This window comes from Clostridium sp. MB05, assembly GCF_046581255.1.
Lineage (GTDB): Bacteria > Bacillota > Clostridia > Clostridiales > Clostridiaceae > Clostridium.
The window spans coordinates 786,399-806,683 of sequence record NZ_CP174370.1 but is presented as its reverse complement, the minus strand read 5'-3'; the positions used below and the strand labels follow the sequence as shown (position 1 = coordinate 806,683).

The following is a 20,285-nucleotide window of genomic DNA, read 5'->3' as shown; positions in this document are numbered from 1 at the left end:
TTATTTTCTTTTAAATATTTAAATTAAGCTTTTCCATTACTTCCACAAACCATTATTTTGTGAGCAACTATTTTTTTCATAGCTTCTTTACCAGGAGCCATATATTTTCTTGGATCATTAGCATCTGGATTTTCAATAAAGTATTTCTTTACTGCATCAGAAAATGGTATTTTTAAATCTGTTGCTACATTAACTTTGCATATTCCAAGTGAAATAGCCTTTTTAACTAATTCATCTGGTACATCTGATGCTCCATGTAAAACTAGTGGTACATCTACCATATCTCTTATTTCCTTTAATCTATCAAAGTCAAGCTTTGCTTCACCTTTATATAATCCATGAGCTGTTCCAATAGCTACTGCTAATGAATCTATTCCTGTTCTTTCTACAAATTCTTTTGCTTGTTTTGGATTAGTGTACATAGCATCTTTTTCATCTACTACTAAGTCATCTTCTTGCCCACCTAGTCTTCCAAGTTCAGCTTCTACTGTTGCATCAAATTTATGTGCATATTCAACTACTTCTTTTACTGTTTTTACATTGTTTTCAAAATCTGAATGTGATGCATCTATCATTGTAGATTTAAAGCCTAAGTCTACGAAATGCTTAATTTCTTCAACTACTTCATAGTGATCTAAATGTATTGCTATTGGAATGTTATGCATTTTGGCTGCAACTTCTGCCATAGCTACTATATACTCTCCACCTGCATAAGCTATTGTTGATGGTGTACCTGCTAAAATTACTGGTGATTTTAATTCAGCTGCTGTATCTACCACTACTTGTAATGTTTCTAAGTTATGAATATTAAATGCTGGTACAGCATATCCTTCTCTTTGAGCTTTCTTTAACATTTCTCTTGTTGATAATATTTTCATAATTTACTTCAACTCCTTATGTATTTTTTATATTCCATTTTTCATATCAAGTTCAATTTGTTTATTTAATATATTCTTTTACTTATTATATTTGTGAATTATTACACCTTTAACAACTCTGTTAACTGTACCGTCCGGTCTTGGATTATCAGGAGAAATTCCTAATTTTAAAGAACTAAACAATCCAAACACTTGCCCAAATAACATATAGTTAAATACTGTATAAACTTCTGGAATTTCTTCACCATCAATATTTAAATATTTATCACATAAACCATTTAATTCATCATTCTTTTTATAGCTAATAACAGCTAATTTATGCTTACCTGTATCTCCATGTATTTCTTTTATAAGATCCATATCATAAAGATTAGTATACTTATTATTAGAATTCATAAATATTACTAATGTATCATCGTTTATTATTGATTTTGGACCGTGTCTAAATCCTAATACAGATTCACAAACAGTAACTACTTTTCCACTTGTAAGTTCTAAATTCTTAAGTGCCATTTCCTGACATAATCCCTTTAGTACTCCTGATCCTAAGTAAACTACTCTTGAAGCATTGTAATCAACTAAATCCTTTATATCTTTCCACTTGTTATCTAAGATGTTGTTTCCTTGATTAACTACTATATCAACATACTTTTTATTTTCGTCTAAGTTATTAATATCAAATACTAATAATGAAGCTAATAACATACAGCTAAATGAACTTGTCATAGCAAAACTTTTATCATTTGATAGTTCTGGCATTAATAAGCAAAGGTTATTATCACTTTTAGCTGCCTTTTTCGCAAGTTCTCCATCTTTATTACACGTAATTACCAGTTGAGATATGTCTTTTACATTTTCTCCGAATATATCATAAGCTCCAACACTCTCTGGACTATTTCCTGATCTTGCATAAGAAACTAAAATTGTTGGTGTGTCTTCTTCTATAAATTCTGCTGGATTTGATACTAAATCTGTTGTAGCAATAGCCTCTACTCTTAAATTTAATTTCTTTGCTAAATGTAAGTAAATCGTATCTCCAACATAGTCAGAAGTTCCTGCACCAGTTAATATTATTCTTGTATTACTCTTTAGTTTTCTATCTAAGAAGCTTTTTATTGCTTCTTCATTTTCCTTTACTATATTATAAGTTTCTCCCCATAATTTAGGCTGCTGTCTTATTTCTGTAGCTGTGTACATTGCCCCTAATTCATTAATTCTTTCCATTTCCATTCCAAAAAACATCTTAATACCTCCTACATCTGTTAATGTCATCATTACCAGTTTAATTAAAAAATTTTTGTTTTTAATTGTTATTTAATTTCACTCTATACTTAAATTTGTCCCCTCTAGCTACTCCAACAGTATATTCTATTATATCTTTATTTTCATATGTTAGTCTCTCTATTTTTAAACTTGGAGCACCTTCTTTAATATCTAAGTATATGCTTTCTAACTTATTAGTTAATATAGGTTGAAAAAATTCTTCTGCTGCTGTTAGCTTAACATTAAACTCCTTAACAAGTACATCATACATAGGTTTTTCTATTAATTGATTTTTTGTTAAGTCTTTAAACCTATTAAAGGGAAGATAAGTAGTTTCATATATCATATGAATACCATCAGCCATTCTTATTCTTGATATCTTGTAAAGCAAATCCTCACTATCCATTTTGAAAATGGATCCAACTTTCTCTTCAGCTTGGACTATTTCAAATCCAGTTACTTCTGAGCTAGGCTTTTTCCCAAGCTTTTTCATTTCTTCTGTAAATGAATAAAAAGAAATTAAATCTTGATTAACTCTTTTGGGAGATACAAAGGTTCCTTTACCATGAACTTTATATATATATCCCTCTTTTTCAAGCTCATCTAAAGCCTGCCTAACTGTAGTTCTACTTACATCATACTTTTCACAGATTTCTCTTTCAGAAAGTATTCTTTCATTTTCCTGTAGAGTGTTCTCTATCATTTCTATAAGTATTTCCATCAATTGTAAATATAGCGGTATTCTAGAGCTTTTATCAACAATATTCATTTTTTCACCTCATTGATCATATTCTAATTATACCATAGTTTATTATATTAAAAAACATATTTAATTTAAATACTTCTTTAATATAATTTCTGATTTCAAAAAAATATATATTTCTCTTATTCAATCTACATTGTAAACGCTAAAATAAAACATGTCAAATATCTATTTCGATATAAATTAGTTTTTACCAAATATAATTTAAAGCTCTAATAAGCAAATAGTCTGTGTTTGCTCTTACGGTAATTTATTCCATAATCATAAGAGCTCTCACAGACTATAACTCATTTTATTATCACCTATTATTTATTTCTTTTTCTCATAATAGATATTCCTACTGCTGTTGTTAATGTTCCAAGTAATGCCATTGCACTAGCTGGTGTTCCCCCTGTACTTGGTAATTTCCCTCCATTATTGCTGTTGTTATTATTGTTATTTCCGTTGCCATTACCATTGTTATTTCCATTTCCGTTACCATTACCATTATTATTTCCATTACCGTTGCCGTTGTTGTTTCCATTGCCTTCATTATTAGTGTTTCCACCGTTTCCGTTACTTGCAATTAAACCTTCTAAAGCTAACTTTAATCCATTGGCTGCTTCATCTACTTCACTTTGGCTAGCTTCTTCATTGTTAAAAACAGATCTAACATTAGCTAATTCTAAACTAACCTTATTAGCACTTTCCTTAGTATATTTAGATAAGTCTATTGCTTCAGCCTTCCTTATTAAATCTTCAAGAATAGATTTATCTGGGATTAATCTTAAATCAAGGTAAGCTTTTATTAACTTATTATAAGCTTCATTTATTTCTTCTTGGCTTGCATCCTTATTGCTTAAGATTCTCTTAGCATAATCTAATTCTGCCTTGAACTTATTAACACTTCCTGTTGTATACTTAGATAAATCTTTAGCTTCTAATTCTGCTACTAATTTTCCAAGTTTAGAATTATCAGCAACTAATTCTAATTCAGAGAATGTCTTATTTAAGCTTTCATAAGTTTTAGCAACTTCTTCTTCCATTGCATTTTCATCTGCAATTACTTTGTTAGCTTTTTCAAGCTCAACTTGCAATGCATTCCAAGTTGAAGTTGTATATTTACTTTCATCTAAAACTTTAATTATTTCAACAAGTTCTTTAAGCTTTGTCTTATCTCCTTTTTTGAACTCTAGCATATGAATTACATTTACTAATCTCTTTTCAGCTATATCTACTTGAGCTTGTGTGGCATTTACATTAGCTAAAACTTCTTTAGCTTCTTCTAACGCAGCTTCAAGTTCTTTAATTACTGCTGGAACAACATTTTCAAGTTCTCCATTTTCCTTTAAGTTTTGAACATATTCTATAGCCATTGCTAGAACTGTTTTATTAACTTCTTCAACATCGTCTTTCTTAACAAGATTATCAATTGCATCACTTAAAATATTAATTGCTTCATTAACTCGTTCTTGAGTTGCTGAATTATCATTTAATATTTCCTTAGCTGCATCAATTGCTACCTTAACTGCATTAAAGCTTTCTGCTGTGTAATCAGCTTCAACTAATGCCTCTGCCTCGCTAATCTTATTACTTAAGTTTGATTTATCTACTTCTGACTGTCCATAGAATTTAAGTTCAGCAACACTAGCATATTTATCACGAGTATCACCTAAAGTTTTTAATGCAGTAAATCTAACGTATTGAGCTTTAGTAGTATTGAAACGTATTGGATTATATCCCTTATTTTCCAATCCTGAACCATTACCTGCTTCTTTAAAGGTTCCTTTTCTAGCTTCTGTCCAATTTTCGTTATCTAAACTAGTTTCAACAATATATTCAGTTACATGTCCATTTTTACTGTTTTGTCTTGGTAAATAATCAATTTGATTAAGGTTATAAGGTTTGTCTAACTTAACTACTATTGAAACTGGTAGCTTATGACTACTTTGATAACCCGAATGCCATATTGTATTTTCATCACCATCTACAGCATTTTCCATAAAGTCACTATCTGCTTCAGAAGTTGCAAATATAGCTTCTAATTTACTAAAGTCAATTACATTTAAGTTAGCATCGTCACGTTCTTTTAATCCATTTATAGCTACTCTTATTGATATAATCGCAGAACTTAATTCTGATTCTGTCTTTGCTGTTTCTAATACTTTTTCAGCATTTTCTATAGCTTTTAGTAATTCTGAATAAGTTTCCTCTGTATAAATTTCACTATTCTTTGAGTATGACTTACCCTTTTCAATAGCTTCAATTAATATAGATTTATCAAATCCATCAAGTACTGTAACTTCATGCTCAACGCTAAGCTTTCCATCAGCAGTTGTAGCTTTTACCTTTGCTGTACCAGGCTTAACCCCTCTTAAATAATAAGTAGCCGAATTATCATTATCTACACGTATAACCTTTACTACCTCTTCATTTTCTGAAGTAAGTTTATAATTTAAATTTGCAGTTTCAGGTAATACTTTTGCAAATATAGGCGCTATCTTATTTACATAAAGATTTGTTGGTGCATTTTCTAAGAATTCTATTGATGATGGTGCTTGTTGCTTTTCTTCATAGAATTCTATTTCATTTATTGCTAAGGTATTAATGTCCTTATTTGACTCTAGTGCTGTAATAACAATTTTATCAAAAGTTTGATTATTTAATTCATAGATAGTTTTTGAAGTCGTAATATTAGATTTTTCACCTAAATCAGTTGCAACACCATTTAAGTAACCCACTGCCTTTACTTTCTTTAATGCTGCACTATTATTTGTACCATTTGAATTAGTGCGATTGTATATAGTAAAATTATTAAGTTTCTTAGCTTCGTTAAATGTAAATGTCATTTCAAATGGAAGCTTTCCTTTATCTACTTGATCAGCAGAATATACCCATTTTAAATCCATACGAGAAGTATCATCACTACTTGTAGTTCCATCTATTAACCTGCTTAATCCCATTCCTGTTTGTAATTGTGACTCATCACCAGTTACAGTAATACTTTCTTTTCCAACCTTCACTACTGAATCTTTATCCCCTGGTAATGGATCTTCTGGATTAGTAATATTAGCAACTGCATTTTTAGAATTTAGGTTACTATCAACTACTAATGCATTGGTTGCTGCTAAATCAAAATTTATATCACTCTTTGCTTTTAAAGTAACTCTTGCAAGTGTATCTGTTCCATTAAGCCTACTGTTTTCACCAGTATTAGCAAATACCACATATATATCTTGATTATTATCACTGTGCATTCTAAGCTTTGATAAGTTTTTCATAGAAGCTGTTGCAACTGCACATTCTGGCGTATTAACTAACTCGTACTTACTTGAATCTAAAGGAATCTCTACACTAAATGCATTAACATCTGATAACCCAGTACCCACAACATCAACAGTAAAGGTTTCATTTGCAGAAATACTTGTTTTGCTAGGAACTAACATAACTTCTCCAGCAATATTTCCACCTTCTGTTGGCACTATACCACCTTCTAATTTACTTGTAACATAGTTAATATCATAAGCATCAATAATATTATTAAAGTTTAAATCAGCCATTGAAACGTAATTCCAATCAGCATCTACTGATGATAATCCTGTGTAATTTTGAAGGAATGTTAAATCTCCTTCTTCTATAGTCCCTCCATTATTCCAATCTCCAACAACTTGTCCATTGCTTCCATCTACTTTATATGGACGGAATTCTCTCATAGCTAAGAAATTACCAATTGATTCTTTTGTTACAACTTTAAAGTAACGAGCTTTAACTGGAGAACTAAAGTTTATAATCTTTACTTGTCCATCTGTAGCCCAAGCTGCATTTCCTGAATCACTTGCATTACTAAATACTTTTTGATAAGTTACTCCATCTAAACTACTATATATTTCAGCACGTTTTACAGATCCGTTTCCTGCATTTCTAAATAGTAAATCTAATTTTTCAATTTGATAAGCTTTTTGCATATCAATCATAAATGGCTTACCAATTGCATTTCCTGCTGAATGGAATTGAGAGCTATCATTACCATCTATAGCATTAGAAGCTACTTCATTACTATAGTTTCCTTCTGTCCACTTAACAGTCATGTCCTTAGGAACATTGCGATATGGGTCTAAATCTGTTTTAACTATTAATTTTTCACTCCAGTTTGAATAACCATCCTTATTTACACTACGAATACGATAGCTGTAATCAGTATCAAAATCTAAATTTTTATGAGCATATTGTGTTGCTGTTATATTTTTTTGTATTATTCCATCAATTTCAATTTCATAAGATTCTGCTCCTTCTACTTTATCCCAAGTTAAATTTATTGAATTTGAAGTTATTGAATCTTCTGGAGCAATGAAATTTGTAGGAACACTTAACTTTGTATTAACTTCATTTTTAGAAATGTCTTGAGTATTTATAAAGTCGTTAATAGTTAATTCAACTTCATTTTCTTTCACATTTGTCTTTTCTGTTTTTATATAAAGCTTAGGTGTAGTATTTATTTTTACATTCGCAAATTCTGATCCTTCTGTTGAGTATTTATTTAAATTTGGAGTTTCATCATAAAAATAAATATTTGTTCCCTTTTCAAACTCTTCTAAAGATGCTGCTTCTTTTAGTGAAACATTTCTATTTCCAATCTTTAATGCCAAATCTGTTGGCTTTTCACTAACATTTACTATGAATTCTGTTGATCTATCATTTACAATTCCTTCATAATCTCCAGTTAGTAAACCTGCTTTAATTACAGCTTTTCCTTTTCCTTCCTTAGGAGCTGATGAAGTTATCATTGTTGTTGCTGATTTTCCTTCTTTATAGTCTGTAGTTAATCCATCATCTTCATAAATTTCAAAATTAGTGTCTCCACTTGGATATACTTCAAATTTTCTTTGTGAACGATCTATCTTTTCTGGAGTATTGTTTTCATTATTCATAGGAATAATAGCTCCGTTTTTAACAAATAGAGGAAGCTTCCAAATAGGTGCATCAAAGTTATTTAATACTCCGCCACCTCTATATTGCTTTCCTGTAAAGTAATCAATCCATATCTGATCTTCGTCTGGAAGATATATATCATTACGTATATCATTACCCTTTGCATCAGCTGCAGTATTTTGATATACAGGTGCTACCAATAGGTTTGGTCCCCACATATATTGATATTGAGTATTTGCTCCATAAGTGTATGCATTAGGATATTCTAACATCATTGCACGTATCATAGGAGTTCCTTTAGTAGTCGCTTCATTTGCAATAGTATAGTTATAAGCCATCATTTCTGCTTTTAATTTTAAATACATACGGTTAATTGAAGTAGTTGGCTCACCAAATTGATAAGGTTTCTTAGGGTATTTTCCCCAACCATCCATGTCTATTTCAATTGGAGTAAATGCCTTCCATTGAATATCACGAGTTTGAATTAAACTATCTCCACCAAATATTCCATCTATATCTGAACCTACGTTAGGTTGTCCTGATAATCCTGAACCTATATAAGTTGGAATATGGAAACGAATATATTCCCAGTTACCCCCTGTTTGGTCTCCAGACCATATACCCGCATAACGTTGGGTACCAGCCCATCCATCTAATGATATAATAAAAGGTCTAGCACGATCCTTGGAGTTATTTACTATTCCTTCTGCTGCTTGTCTTACCGCATTAAGTGCAAAAGAATATCCTGCTCCTACCCATGCAACGTCTGTTTTAACTGCATTTGTTCCAGCAACTCCAACTTCTTTATCTATATCACGTTGTAAATAAACTTCTCCAACACCAGTTGGCTTTAGATCACTTTGTGTCCAAAGTCCAGTTTGTATTCCTTTACTTCTTGTATAATCAACAAACTCTTTTAAAAGAGCTATATTCCCATCAATAGTATTTGCACGCCCATATCCAGCACCATATCCATCGTTAGGTAAGAACCATCCGATAGGCATATCATTGTCAACATGTTCATCTACAACTTTTTTAGCATCTACCATTAAGGTTTCTTGACGGTCAAATCCTGGTTTTTGAGTTTGAGATTCTTGCCCTGTTTCATCATTAATCCAGTCACGAGCATATGCATTTGCATGTCCTATATAAAATGCATACTCTGGTAATAATGCAGGTTTACCTGTTAAATCAGTAAATTTATTTATAATCTTCGTTGGAGTATCATCTACAAAATAATAGGCATCAAAACGTTTTTCTTCATGTTTTGTAATAACTTTTCCTTTTTCAGTTGAACTAAAAGCGTATTGTCCAGGTTTAAATGTATGACGCATTACTCCATATCCATTAGTTGATAAGTAAAATGGCGTTGGACTTGATACACCTCCATCAACCCAATTATTTTCATTCTTTATATTTATAGTCTTACCTTTATGGGAGAAACGTCCGTTTTGTTGACCTCCACCATAGAAATATTCTTCATCGTTAGTTTCTAGAGTTTGAACCGTTTCATTAGCTTTATATTTTAGTGGCTCTGCTTCTTTCCAAATTGTCTTATTTGTTTTTTTGTTGAAAAGTTCCATTTTACCTGTTTCTTTTTCTACTTTTAATTCAATACTATCAGTAGAAACCTTTATAATATCGACATTTTCTACTGTTGGAGTTATCTTACTATATTCATCCTCCGCTTTATCAATAATCTTTGTTATGTGATCCTTAGAATTTGGAGTTGGATCCTCTTGGAATTTACCTTCAGGATCCATGTATAGTCTAAATATATCATTTTCTAAGAATGATACTCTGACTTTTTCACCAGTAGTCATTTCAAAAGTAACCTTATTACCTAACTTATCGAAGCTCTTAACTCCTCCAATTGTATTGTAGTCACTTGTTCTTGATTGTATAGATAAGTTTTCTTCATTAGAATTATCTGTTATTGAGTACGCATAAGCTGATGCTGTTTGAATTGTAAGACTTGATGCCAAAGCAGTGGTTAATGCAAGTGCAGTTAGCCTTGCTATTATCATTTTTCTCTTCATAATTCCTCCTCAAATTTTTTCATTTTATTTTCTAATTAGTTTTATATAATAAAAATAAATTTAATAGTATAAACATATTGTTTATACTTATGTACTACTAACTGATTTTATCTTTAGGAATTAACTTTTTATGAATTTGAGATCCACATACTATGAAGTCTATTATTACTTATATTTATGTTTATAAGATATGAGCTTAGATGTCATGTCAATTAGATATGATTAACAATTATTTTTCTTAAGATTCAAATTATCCATTATTTTCATTACATTAATTTTTGAATGTTTCTACGTCTTTGTCATCTACTGCAACAGAACCAGCAACTTATCCATGAATTAATCTGTTGTCTATTCTTGTTAGTAAAATATTGTACATATCATCACTTTACTTTTTTGTGAAAACATTCGATTTTACTAATATAGGAAAATTATACAATTAATATAAATATTAATCTTTACACTTTTTAGTATTTGTTTTATTTTTTTTAACAACGTTTACAAATTAAAGTTAATTTTAGTTTCGTAAAAATATGATTTTAGTATTAATATAATTATATATACTATATTAATATCTGCTGCTAAGTTCTCTTTTAAATTCAAAACAAACTAGGAGCTGTCACATTAACGGATTCTAATCCGTTAATGTGACAGCTCCTTTTCTTATTTTCTAAATTATATTTTATATATACTATTTCTTTGATTGTAAATTCTTATAAATATTTATACCTAAATTATTTTTAGACTATGATTCTTTTATTATAATCTATATTATAAATAATATTTCATACTGTACATAAAATAGAAACTTTAAAAATTTAAAATATCTATTTTATTAGTTTTTTTATTTTACTAAAAGCAATAATATTAATAGTTCCTATATAAAAGCTATATATTGCACCCAATATGCTTACGGTTAAAAATAATACATTAAAATTTTGTTGTATTGCATTTATAATAATAAGAACACCTAACAAAACATAAGCACATGCTTTCATTATTGTCTTTTCTTTTTCCTTACTATTAATTATACTTTCTAACATCGATGTCTTACGTTCTCTTTTAAAGTCCTTAATTACTTTTAGCCTCTTTAAAAAGCTAAGTCTAAAGTATAGTTCTACTAAGACTATAGCTCCAACTCCAACTAAAAACGTATTTTGCAAAGATTTAAAATAATCTCCTAATAAAATCATAACAATAAATATAGTCAAATATCTATGATAAAATATTCTAAATTTTTGTTCCATTTGCTTAGATACAATGTATCCATTTTTATCAAAAACATTATAATAGACTGTATCTCCATACCTATCCAAGTATATGTTATTTCCGGCTAAATTTATAATATTCTTTTTCACTATAACATCGCCTTTCCTAAACAATATGTTTGATGTACTGAATAGTCACTATTAAGAATTACTAAATCACTATCATATCCAACTCCTATCCTTCCCTTACGTTTATCAACACCTAAACACTTAGCCGGATTAATAGTGCATGAATTAACGGCATAGTTAAACGGTACCATAGCCTCTTCAACTAATATCCTAAGTCCATCATTCATCTTTAATGTAGAACCTGCTAATCCTTTTGTTTCTACTAAGTGAGCACTTCCATCCTCATAAATTTCTATTTCATTTCCTCCAAACATAAATTTAGAACCTGGCTTATACCCCTTTGCCATTAAGGCATCTGTAATCATAATTCCATAATCTGATCCCTTTGCATTAAAGAAATTATATAGAGCTGTGGTAGTAGAATGATTTCCATCACAAATTATTTCACCATACATTCCCTTAACCCTCAGTGCAACTCCAACTAATCCATTTTTTCTATGATTAAACGGTGTCATGCCATTATATACATGAGTTTGTGATCTAGCCCCATGTGCAAAAGCAAATATTGCATCTTCATATGTGGAAGCTGAATGTCCTATGCTTACTACTATATTATTGTTAAATAAATATTCTGTAAGTGAGTAGTCTTCATCTATTTCAGTTGCCAAAGTTACATATTTTATTAACCCTTTTGCTGCTTTTTGGTAACTTTGAAATTCCTTAATAGTAGGCTTAACTATATATTCTTTTGGTTGAGCCCCCTTATATTCCATATCAAGATAAGGTCCCTCAAAGTGAATTCCTAATATTTCTGCTCCTTCATATCCCTCTTCTACTACCTTTGCAACATTGCTTAAAGCTTTAATAAGCACTTCTTTGCTTTGAGTTATAGTAGTAGGTAATATTGAAGTAACCCCTTCACTTGCTATCATCTTTGTCCAATTTCTTAATCCTTGCTCATTTGCATCGTTTGTATCAAACCCATAAGCTCCATGACAATGGATATCTATAAATCCTGGTAAAATTCTCTTATCAGCATAATCGTAAGCATCTTGCTTTTCATTATAAGCATAAATATTAACTATTTTATTATCATCTATCTCGATTTGAGCTGGAATAAATTGATCAGCAATCCAGACTCTCTTACTTTGTATTAACATGATATACCTCCTAATTAAACTTATATATAATTATACCTAAGTTTACTTGTCTAATATTTGCACTTTTAAACATATATTTTATATCTTTCACCAAGCTTATTGAATTTAAGCTACTCTTCATTATAATTATAATTATTAAACATTGTATAATCTATTTTAGGAGATGATGAAATGATAGGATTAATAATTAGTGGACATGGTAACTTTGCATCAGGATTACGTACATCTTTAAAGCTAATTGCAGGAGAACCTTGCAACGTAGAATATGTCGACTTTGAGGAAACAGATTCAACAGAAGATTTAAAGAAGAAATATTATGCCTCATTAGAAAATTTAGATAATTGTGACAGTATTTTAGCTCTTAGTGATTTAGCTGGGGGATCACCATTTAAAACTTTAGTTGAAGTTAAAACAGAAATAGAAAAAACAATGGAAGTAATTGGTGGCACAAATTTGCCTATGCTTCTTGAAATATCTATGACTAAAGATATTATAGATGATTTGCATTCCCTATCTGAGTCAGCAATTGAAGTAGGTAAAAGCGGAGTTGTAAAATTTGAATTTATAGTTCATGAAGATGATGAAAGCGAGGATGGTATCTAGCAATGATAAATTGGGAAGTAGTTATATGGACATGCATCACTGTTGCAGTATTATTAGGAATAGGTGCCTTAATATTACTATTTATATCAGCTAGAAACATAAAAAAAAGAACCTCTACACTTAAGGATGTTCATGTTGAATTAAAGCCAGGTATGAAAGTAATGTTCTGTGGTGGAGTTTATGGTAAAGTAATATCTGTAGGAGAAGAAAAGATAGAAATTGAAATTGCTAAAAACACAGTAATAAATGTATCTAGATATTCAATTCAAAATATTTTATAAATAATAGAAAGAGCTTCCGAAAAGGTAGCTCTTATTTTATGATTTAAATAAGCTTTGCGCATATTCACTAGGGCTTATTTCATAATGTTGTGTGAAAGCTCTTGAAAAATAATGTATTGAGTTAAAACCTAACATAAATGCTATTTCACTAATAGTATATTTATTTTCTTTAATCAATTTCTTACTCTTAGATAATTTCAAATCATTAATATATTTCTTTGGTGATGTATTTAAATTATTTTTAAACATCATTTGCAAGGATGATCTTGAAATTGAAAATTTAATACAAAGCTCTTCTATACTTATTGGAGAAGAAATCTTCTCTTCAATATATGCTAATATCCCTTCTAATAATTCATCTTGGAAATGCTGATATGACTCTTTATGTAACTTGCTATCATCAATCTCTAAATAATCATATTGTAATAATCTAATTATAATTTCATGAAAATTGCTCAAAATAAGATTTTCTGAGTAGGGTATTGTACTTGATATATTTTTTGCAAAAGTTCTTACAGCCTTGTATAATTCCTTTCTGCAATGAAACACCCTATTGCATATTAAACTAGAATCATCACATTCCATATCAAACATAATTGTTAAATATGAACAAGCTGAATCAATATTTACAGATTGTGTGTGAAATTGATTTTTACCGTATACAATTAGATCAGATGAGTTTAATGTGTAATCAACACCATCAATAGATGTATTTAAAGTTCCATTATCAACAAATGTCAATTCAAATAAACTGTGACTTTCTCCTTTAAAATTGTAATTTGGACTTTTAATTGTATAATAATAAGCTATTATTTCAGGGATATTTATAGTAGGCAATATTCTATTATAAACATATGGTGGATTTAAAAATTCAAGTTTAAGGTTATATCCTGATGGTATTATTAAATTAAAAGTGACTTGATCTGTCATTGAAACAATATTAAAATACATATTAGGCTTAATTTCTAATTTTCTATGAACTGCAAACAGTTTAAAATCACCATTACTTGAATCACTTATTAATATAGATGCCATTCCTTTAACAATTTCTATATATGTTGGCTCTGAGAAATTGTATAGGCTAGAAATAACTTTATCACTAGTTACAATTTGCTTTAATATTAAATCATCCTTATGTATATCCTTAGCTTCATCATAAACAGAACCATACTTTCTAAATTGAGCACTAGTTGTTTTATCATACATAAAAATCACCTCAATATAAATTACTAATATTACTTTCTAATAAGACTTTCGCTAATCTTTAATTAATATTAATTTTATTTTGCTTATATACTTTTATATCATAAAGATTAATTCATTAATTAATCTTTAAATTAAAGTTATTAATATATTATATCATAGTTTTTTTTGAATTTAAAAGAGAACTTAACCGTAGCTTTAATATACTATATTAATACTAAAATCATATTTTTATAAAACTAAATTTAACTCTATTCTGTAAACGTTGTTAAAAAAAATAAAACAAATACTAAAAAGTGTAAAGATTATCATTTATATTAAGTATATAATGTTCTCATAAGTGAAAATAAAATGTTTTCACAAAAAGGAGGTGATATTATGCCAAATATTGTATTAACAAGAATAGACAACAGATTAATTCACGGACAAGTTGCAACTCAATGGTGTGGTTCTATTGGTGCAAACTTAATCCTAGTTGCAAATGATGTTGTAGCTGGAGACAAACTAAGACAAGGTCTAATGGATATGGCTGCACCAGCTTATGCTTCAACTCGTTATTGGACAGTAGAAAAAACTATAAGTACAATTCATAAAGCTAGTGCTAAACAACTTATATTTATAGTTTGCGAAACTCCTACTGATGTGTTAAGACTTGTTGAAGGTGGAGTTCCAATAAAAAAAGTTAATATTGGAAATATGCACATGGCAGAAGGAAAAAGACAAGTTGCTGGCTCTGTTGCAGTAGATGACAAGGATGTAGAAGCATTCAAAAAATTAAAGGAATTAGGAGTAGAGCTTGAAATAAGAAGAGTTCCTACCGAAAATTCAGAAAGTATTGATAAGATTTTTAAATAAAATAATACGGGGGGAATACTAAATGGATTTTAATATTATACAAATTCTCTTGGTTGCAGTATTTGCATTCATTGCAGGTATTGATCAATTTAGTTTCTTAGAATCATTGTATCAGCCGATCGTATCCGGAGCTGTTATTGGTGCAATTCTTGGAGATTTACAAACTGGACTTATTGTAGGTGGTACTTATCAATTAATGACAATCGGTAACATGCCTGTTGGAGGAGCTCAGCCTCCAAATGCTGTTATCGGAGGAATAATGGCAGTAATATTTGCTATTTCTTCTAAATTAGAGCCAACTGCTGCAGTTGGATTAGCAGTTCCATTTGCGTTAATAGGACAATATTGTGTTACTTTATTATTCACAGTTATGTCACCATTAATGTCAAAAGCTGATAAACATGCTGAAGCTGCAAATCCAAAAGGTATTGAAAGACTTAACTATGGAGCAATGGCTGCTTTAGGATTATTCTTTGCATTTGTAGTTGTTCTAGGTTTAATAGGTGGTAGCGCTGTAGGTTCTACATTGCAAGCTTTATCAGATAAATATGCTTGGATCATGAATGGACTTGGTGCTGCTGGTGGAATGATGCGTTATGTTGGATTTGCAATTTTATTACGTATTATGTTATCAAAAGATTTATGGGGAGTTTACTTTGCTGGTTTTGCACTTGCAACTATCATAGGTAAAATAGAAGGTTTAGCTGGATCTGCATTATTATTAATTGCATTTATTGGAATTGCAGTATGCATTTACGACTTCCAAACTAATGTAAAAATGAAATCTGCTACAGCAAATATAGGAATAGGAGGAGATGACGAAGATGGAATCTAATGCTACACAATATAAAGATTTGACTCCTGCCAAACAACTTGACAAAAAAACTTTAAACAAGATGGTTTGGCGTTCATTATTCTTACAAGCTTCATTTAACTATGAAAGAATGCAAGCTGCTGGATGGCTATATGGAATATTACCTGGACTTGAGAAAATTCATACTGATAAAGATGATCTTTCAAAATCCATGAAACACAACTTAGAGTTCTTTAATACTCACCCATTCCTTGTAACTTTTGTTATGGGTATAATTTTATCATTAGAGCAACAAAAAGCTGATACTAATACTATCCGTGCTGTCCGTGTTGCTGCAATGGGACCTTTAGGTGGAATTGGAGATGCTATTTTCTGGTTCACATTAGTTCCAATTACTGCTGGTATCACTGCCAATATGGCTATTAATGGATCTTTAGCTGGTCCAATATTATTCTTATTAATATTTAATGCTGTTCAATTTGGAATTAGATATTGGTTAATGCATTGGTCATATAACTTAGGTTCAAAAGCAATTGATATCTTAACTCAGAATGCAAAAGAATTTACACGTTCAGCTTCTATGCTAGGTGTATTCATAGTTGGTGCACTTACTTCAAACTATGGTGCAACAAGATTAGCTATTGAAATACCAAATGGAGAAGCTCCAATTAATATACAAAAAATATTAGATGGTGTTCTTCCTCAAATGATTCCACTAGCTCTAACATTAATGTTATACTACTTAATTAAGAAAAGACAATGGTCTCCTGTTAAATGTATAGGTTTATTACTTATAATAGGTTTAGTTGGTGGATTCTTTAATATATGGGCTAAATAAAACTTAAAAGATTGAGGACATACTATTTACTAGCAGTCCTCTTTTTTTATTAATTTAATTTTAGTATTATTTAACTTATTCAACATATAAGCTATTTTATCTAATTTATTATTGACTACAGAAACGAAACGAGGCTATCTCAGACAGCCTCGTTTTATTTATATTCTTTTACTTAAATATTTCCTTAACGTTATCTGGAACTTTATTTCCTGCTAAAGTATATGCTAATAATACTGAACCATTCCATGGGTCTAATGCTGGTTCTTGTAATTTGCATTTCAGTTTTGAATTATTTATCATTTCTTGTAAAGGCTCTAAAACGTATTTTCCAGACTTAAATACCCCACCTGTATATGATACTACAAATTCGTCTTTAAAATTTAATTCCTTTGATATAGCATTTATATGCTCAAATATAGCCTCTGCAACATCCCTAAATATTTTTTTACAATCTGGACATCCTTCTTCCGCTGCAAGGAAACATATTTTAGAGAATTTAGCTAATTCCGTTCTATTAAACTTCAATCTATTAAATACTACGTCAACTATTTCATATTGGTATGTTATATTATACTCTTTTTCTAATATATCGTATAAAGCAGTTTTTTCTTTTCTTCCATCTTTTTGCTTTGTATATTCATTTATAGTCCTTAAGGCAATCCAATATGCACTACCATCATCGCCTATTCCTGGTCCAAACCCACCACATCTAGCAAGCTTACCTTCTGCATTTCTTCCATAAGCTATACTACCTGTACCAGCAACTACATTTATTCCTGGCTTGCAAGCAGTTCCTCCCGCCCATCCATTAACAGCATCATTATCAATAGAATATGGTATTTCCATAACTTCTTTTATAGCTTTATCAATCTTTTCCATGTCATCTAGACTTTCTCCATATCCAGGAACTCCTGCAAATGCATAGGCTATATCCTTAAATTCTATATTGGCTTCTTCACATACCTTTGAAATATTTTCTCTTAACTCTTTTTTTATACCATCCACACCAACTTGATGAATGTGTATAGTCGAACCCTCTCTTTCGGATACCTTTTCAAGCTTGTCATTAACTAATAGATACTTTGTTTTAGTTCCGCCTCCATCAATACCTAAATAATACATTTTTCCTTCCCCCTATACGCCTTGTCTTATATAATTCTTTTTACTATATAACATATTCTAAACCTTACTAATTTTAAGCTATGTCTAGTACATTATTAATAACTTTATCTACTATATAATTATATCTTTATTATTATTAAATTCCAATATTATACTTTATTAAAACTAATAGATATCTCATATTAATTTTTAATACATATCTTTTCTTAACTTCTATATACTTCTATCATTTATGCCATCTTTCAACTGATAAAAAAACATTCTTGAATAAATTAATTAGCTTTGGAAAACATAAATTAAGTTATTATAGATGCAAAAGTTATTTTTTATTCTTATTGTCTTGAAAATTCATATTTTTAGAGGAGATGTTTAATATGAATATAGGAAATACAGACGTACTTAATTTATTATTCAGAACAACTGTTATATTTATTGTATTGTTAACATCAACAAGAGTACTTGGAAAAAAGCAAATGAGTCATCTAACATTTTTTAATTATGTTACTGGAATTACAATTGGTTCTATTGCTGCCAATGTAGTTAGTGATATTCATAGACCCATTACGGATGAAGTTATTGGTTTGATTTGGTGGTGCGTACTAAGTAGCCTTGCTTCATACATAAGCTTAAAATCAGGAAAAATAAGACATATATTAGACGGACAACCAACTATCTTGATAAAAAAAGGTAAAATTATGAAAGATTCTTTATTTTCAACCGGTCTTAATATTGATGATCTTTCAATGTTACTTAGAAAGAATAGTGTTTTCTCTATTTTAGAAGTGGAATATGCTATATTAGAGCCAAACGGAAGCTTAAGTGTAATGAAAAAGCCTGAGCATCATCAACCAAATAAGTCAGATATGAAAATACCTGTTTCCGAGATAAAATATATTCCTTCTGAAATAATTAGTGATGGTAAAATAATAAAGCATAATTTAAAAGAATTTAATTTAGATGAGAAGTGGGTAAAAGCTGAACTCGCTAAGCAAAATATAAATTCAATTAAGGATGTCTTTTATGCTGAAATTCAAAGTGATGGAACTTTATTTATTGATAAAAATTCATAATAAAGTAAAATAAGGTTGGATGCATCCTTGCTATTCCAACCCTATTTTTTTATACTTCTATTTTGTTTTCCCTTGCATAGTAGAACAAATATTGTTGTGCCATTCCTGATAAAGCACCAAATTTATCTCTAGCAAATACTCTCATTTTATTTAAAGATACATCTGGAGCAACATAAAAATGAATCATTGCTCTTTTAACCCATACATCTACAGGAAAAGATGAATGTTTTGCCATTGAAAATAACATTATACAATCAGCAACTTTTGCTCCTACTCCCATAAACTTTTGAAGTGCTATATGACATTCATCATCATTTAATGATTTTATGTACTCTAAATCAAAATCTAATACTTCTGGTCTTTCTTCATACTTAGTAGGATTTAATTCTATATCCTCTTTAATTACTAGAGCTTCATTAACTTTTTTAATAGTATCAACTATATACTTACTTCTAAAAGATGCACCTGTTTCTTGTATTTCCTCTAGTGTGGATTCCTTAATTGCTTTTGGAGTTGGGAATGTATAATATTCATTTCCTTTGTATTCTACTTTTTCTCCCCATTTTTCACATATCTTTTTAACTGTTTTCTTTATTGATGGAATACTATTTCTAGCTGATATTATAAAACTTATAAGCATTTCAAAAGGATCTTGATTTAATATTCTGATTCCATACCCAAACTCAACACTTTTTCTAAGTATTTCATCCTTTGCAAGAACATCCTTTATATCATCATAGCTTCTTTCTAAGTCAAAATAATTTAACCATATGTTATTAAAGTCTTTTTCATTAGTATTATATATTGTAACTTCATCATCTTTTTGAATTACTTCTATAACTTTTCCATAGGCAACAATTATGTAATTACAATCATTTATCTTATCCCATCTAAAACATTGCCCACACTCTAATATTTGCTTTATATTAAAGTTTTTAACTCCTTGTATTATAGCTTTATCTTCTTCAAATATAACATTTTTAAAATCCATTTCTTCACCTCTATATATCTCATTAATATATTATTTATCCCCGAGACATAAACGAACTATTCCCCTCTTCTTTTAATTAATTATAACACAATATAAATTAAAATAAAAAATTGCAAATTGATAATTTTAAAATAAACCTTATTTAGTTTAAAAAAAATAGAGA

15 protein-coding genes are annotated in these 20,285 nt (G+C 29.6%); 6 read left to right on the top strand and 9 right to left on the bottom strand.

Annotated features, from left to right (window positions below):
- Positions 1-23 precede the first annotated feature (23 nt).
- From ACH36K_RS04015 to nagA, 6 genes are all read right to left on the bottom strand, one after another.
- A complete protein-coding gene (locus ACH36K_RS04015) occupies positions 24-881 on the bottom strand; it encodes a tagatose bisphosphate family class II aldolase (protein WP_411170650.1) in 858 nt (285 codons plus the stop codon).
- A 75-nt stretch (positions 882-956) separates the two neighbouring features.
- A complete protein-coding gene (locus ACH36K_RS04010) occupies positions 957-2,120 on the bottom strand; it encodes an SIS domain-containing protein (RefSeq protein WP_411169674.1) in 1,164 nt (387 codons plus the stop codon).
- Positions 2,121-2,181: 61 nt separating this feature from the next.
- Entirely contained in the window at positions 2,182-2,910 is a 729-nt protein-coding gene (locus tag ACH36K_RS04005; protein WP_411169673.1) for a GntR family transcriptional regulator, read from the bottom strand.
- Between the two features lie 299 nt (positions 2,911-3,209).
- Complete coding sequence (locus tag ACH36K_RS04000; protein WP_411169672.1) at positions 3,210-9,851, bottom strand: discoidin domain-containing protein; 6,642 nt, start codon at positions 9,849-9,851, stop codon at positions 3,210-3,212.
- An 824-nt stretch (positions 9,852-10,675) separates the two neighbouring features.
- On the bottom strand, positions 10,676-11,206 hold the full coding sequence (locus ACH36K_RS03995; RefSeq protein WP_411169671.1) for a hypothetical protein: 531 nt from the start codon (positions 11,204-11,206) through the stop codon (positions 10,676-10,678).
- Positions 11,206-12,345: an N-acetylglucosamine-6-phosphate deacetylase gene (nagA, locus tag ACH36K_RS03990; protein ID WP_411169670.1), complete on the bottom strand. Its 1,140-nt coding sequence runs from the start codon at positions 12,343-12,345 to the stop codon at positions 11,206-11,208. The genes ACH36K_RS03995 and nagA overlap by 1 nt, the downstream gene beginning before the upstream one ends.
- A 171-nt stretch (positions 12,346-12,516) precedes the next feature.
- On the opposite strand from nagA, the gene agaF reads away from it, so the two are divergent.
- Both agaF and yajC read left to right on the top strand, forming a co-directional pair.
- Positions 12,517-12,948 (top strand): PTS galactosamine/N-acetylgalactosamine transporter subunit IIA, encoded by a 432-nt coding sequence (agaF, locus tag ACH36K_RS03985; protein WP_411169669.1) that lies wholly within the window; start codon positions 12,517-12,519, stop codon positions 12,946-12,948.
- Between the two features lie 2 nt (positions 12,949-12,950).
- The gene (gene yajC, locus ACH36K_RS03980; RefSeq protein WP_411169668.1) at positions 12,951-13,229 is read left to right on the top strand and encodes a preprotein translocase subunit YajC; all 279 of its coding nucleotides are present in this window, start codon (positions 12,951-12,953) and stop codon (positions 13,227-13,229) included.
- A gap of 36 nt (positions 13,230-13,265) precedes the next feature.
- On the opposite strand, the gene ACH36K_RS03975 is transcribed toward yajC, so the two are convergent.
- Complete coding sequence (locus tag ACH36K_RS03975) at positions 13,266-14,435, bottom strand: helix-turn-helix domain-containing protein (protein ID WP_411169667.1); 1,170 nt, start codon at positions 14,433-14,435, stop codon at positions 13,266-13,268.
- Positions 14,436-14,810: 375 nt separating this feature from the next.
- On the opposite strand from ACH36K_RS03975, the gene agaV reads away from it, so the two are divergent.
- Genes agaV through ACH36K_RS03960 form a run of 3 tightly spaced genes read left to right on the top strand, consistent with a single transcriptional unit; the run spans position 14,811 to position 16,939 of the window.
- The gene (agaV, locus tag ACH36K_RS03970; protein ID WP_411169666.1) at positions 14,811-15,287 is read left to right on the top strand and encodes a PTS N-acetylgalactosamine transporter subunit IIB; all 477 of its coding nucleotides are present in this window, start codon (positions 14,811-14,813) and stop codon (positions 15,285-15,287) included.
- A gap of 22 nt (positions 15,288-15,309) precedes the next feature.
- Positions 15,310-16,122 (top strand): PTS mannose/fructose/sorbose/N-acetylgalactosamine transporter subunit IIC, encoded by an 813-nt coding sequence (locus tag ACH36K_RS03965; protein ID WP_411169665.1) that lies wholly within the window; start codon positions 15,310-15,312, stop codon positions 16,120-16,122.
- A complete protein-coding gene (locus tag ACH36K_RS03960) occupies positions 16,112-16,939 on the top strand; it encodes a PTS system mannose/fructose/sorbose family transporter subunit IID (RefSeq protein ID WP_411169664.1) in 828 nt (275 codons plus the stop codon). The genes ACH36K_RS03965 and ACH36K_RS03960 overlap by 11 nt, the downstream gene beginning before the upstream one ends.
- A gap of 168 nt (positions 16,940-17,107) precedes the next feature.
- On the opposite strand, the gene ACH36K_RS03955 is transcribed toward ACH36K_RS03960, so the two are convergent.
- Positions 17,108-18,061: an N-acetylglucosamine kinase gene (locus ACH36K_RS03955; RefSeq protein ID WP_411169663.1), complete on the bottom strand. Its 954-nt coding sequence runs from the start codon at positions 18,059-18,061 to the stop codon at positions 17,108-17,110.
- 374 nt (positions 18,062-18,435) lie between these two features.
- Here ACH36K_RS03955 and ACH36K_RS03950 point away from each other — a divergent pair, with 374 nt between their 5' ends.
- Positions 18,436-19,131, top strand: a complete 696-nt coding sequence (locus ACH36K_RS03950) for a YetF domain-containing protein (protein WP_411169662.1) — start codon at positions 18,436-18,438, stop codon at positions 19,129-19,131.
- Between the two features lie 49 nt (positions 19,132-19,180).
- Here ACH36K_RS03950 and ACH36K_RS03945 read toward each other — a convergent pair whose 3' ends face one another.
- Complete coding sequence (locus tag ACH36K_RS03945; RefSeq protein WP_411169661.1) at positions 19,181-20,122, bottom strand: DNA-3-methyladenine glycosylase family protein; 942 nt, start codon at positions 20,120-20,122, stop codon at positions 19,181-19,183.
- Positions 20,123-20,285: the final 163 nt, after the last annotated feature.

What these genes read in the sequence shown, in the direction of transcription:
- ACH36K_RS03955 (WP_411169663.1), bottom strand. Translation starts at nt 18,061, where the DNA reads ATGTATTATTTAGGTATTGATGGAGGCGGAACTAAAACAAAGTATCTA.
- ACH36K_RS03950 (WP_411169662.1), top strand. Translation starts at nt 18,436, where the DNA reads ATGAATATAGGAAATACAGACGTACTTAATTTATTATTCAGAACAACT.
- ACH36K_RS04005 (WP_411169673.1), bottom strand. Translation starts at nt 2,910, where the DNA reads ATGAATATTGTTGATAAAAGCTCTAGAATACCGCTATATTTACAATTG.
- agaF (WP_411169669.1), top strand. Translation starts at nt 12,517, where the DNA reads ATGATAGGATTAATAATTAGTGGACATGGTAACTTTGCATCAGGATTA.
- ACH36K_RS04000 (WP_411169672.1), bottom strand. Translation starts at nt 9,851, where the DNA reads ATGAAGAGAAAAATGATAATAGCAAGGCTAACTGCACTTGCATTAACC.
- ACH36K_RS03960 (WP_411169664.1), top strand. Translation starts at nt 16,112, where the DNA reads ATGGAATCTAATGCTACACAATATAAAGATTTGACTCCTGCCAAACAA.
- nagA (WP_411169670.1), bottom strand. Translation starts at nt 12,345, where the DNA reads ATGTTAATACAAAGTAAGAGAGTCTGGATTGCTGATCAATTTATTCCA.
- agaV (WP_411169666.1), top strand. Translation starts at nt 14,811, where the DNA reads ATGCCAAATATTGTATTAACAAGAATAGACAACAGATTAATTCACGGA.
- ACH36K_RS03965 (WP_411169665.1), top strand. Translation starts at nt 15,310, where the DNA reads ATGGATTTTAATATTATACAAATTCTCTTGGTTGCAGTATTTGCATTC.
- ACH36K_RS04010 (WP_411169674.1), bottom strand. Translation starts at nt 2,120, where the DNA reads ATGTTTTTTGGAATGGAAATGGAAAGAATTAATGAATTAGGGGCAATG.
- ACH36K_RS03975 (WP_411169667.1), bottom strand. Translation starts at nt 14,435, where the DNA reads ATGTATGATAAAACAACTAGTGCTCAATTTAGAAAGTATGGTTCTGTT.
- yajC (WP_411169668.1), top strand. Translation starts at nt 12,951, where the DNA reads ATGATAAATTGGGAAGTAGTTATATGGACATGCATCACTGTTGCAGTA.
- ACH36K_RS03945 (WP_411169661.1), bottom strand. Translation starts at nt 20,122, where the DNA reads ATGGATTTTAAAAATGTTATATTTGAAGAAGATAAAGCTATAATACAA.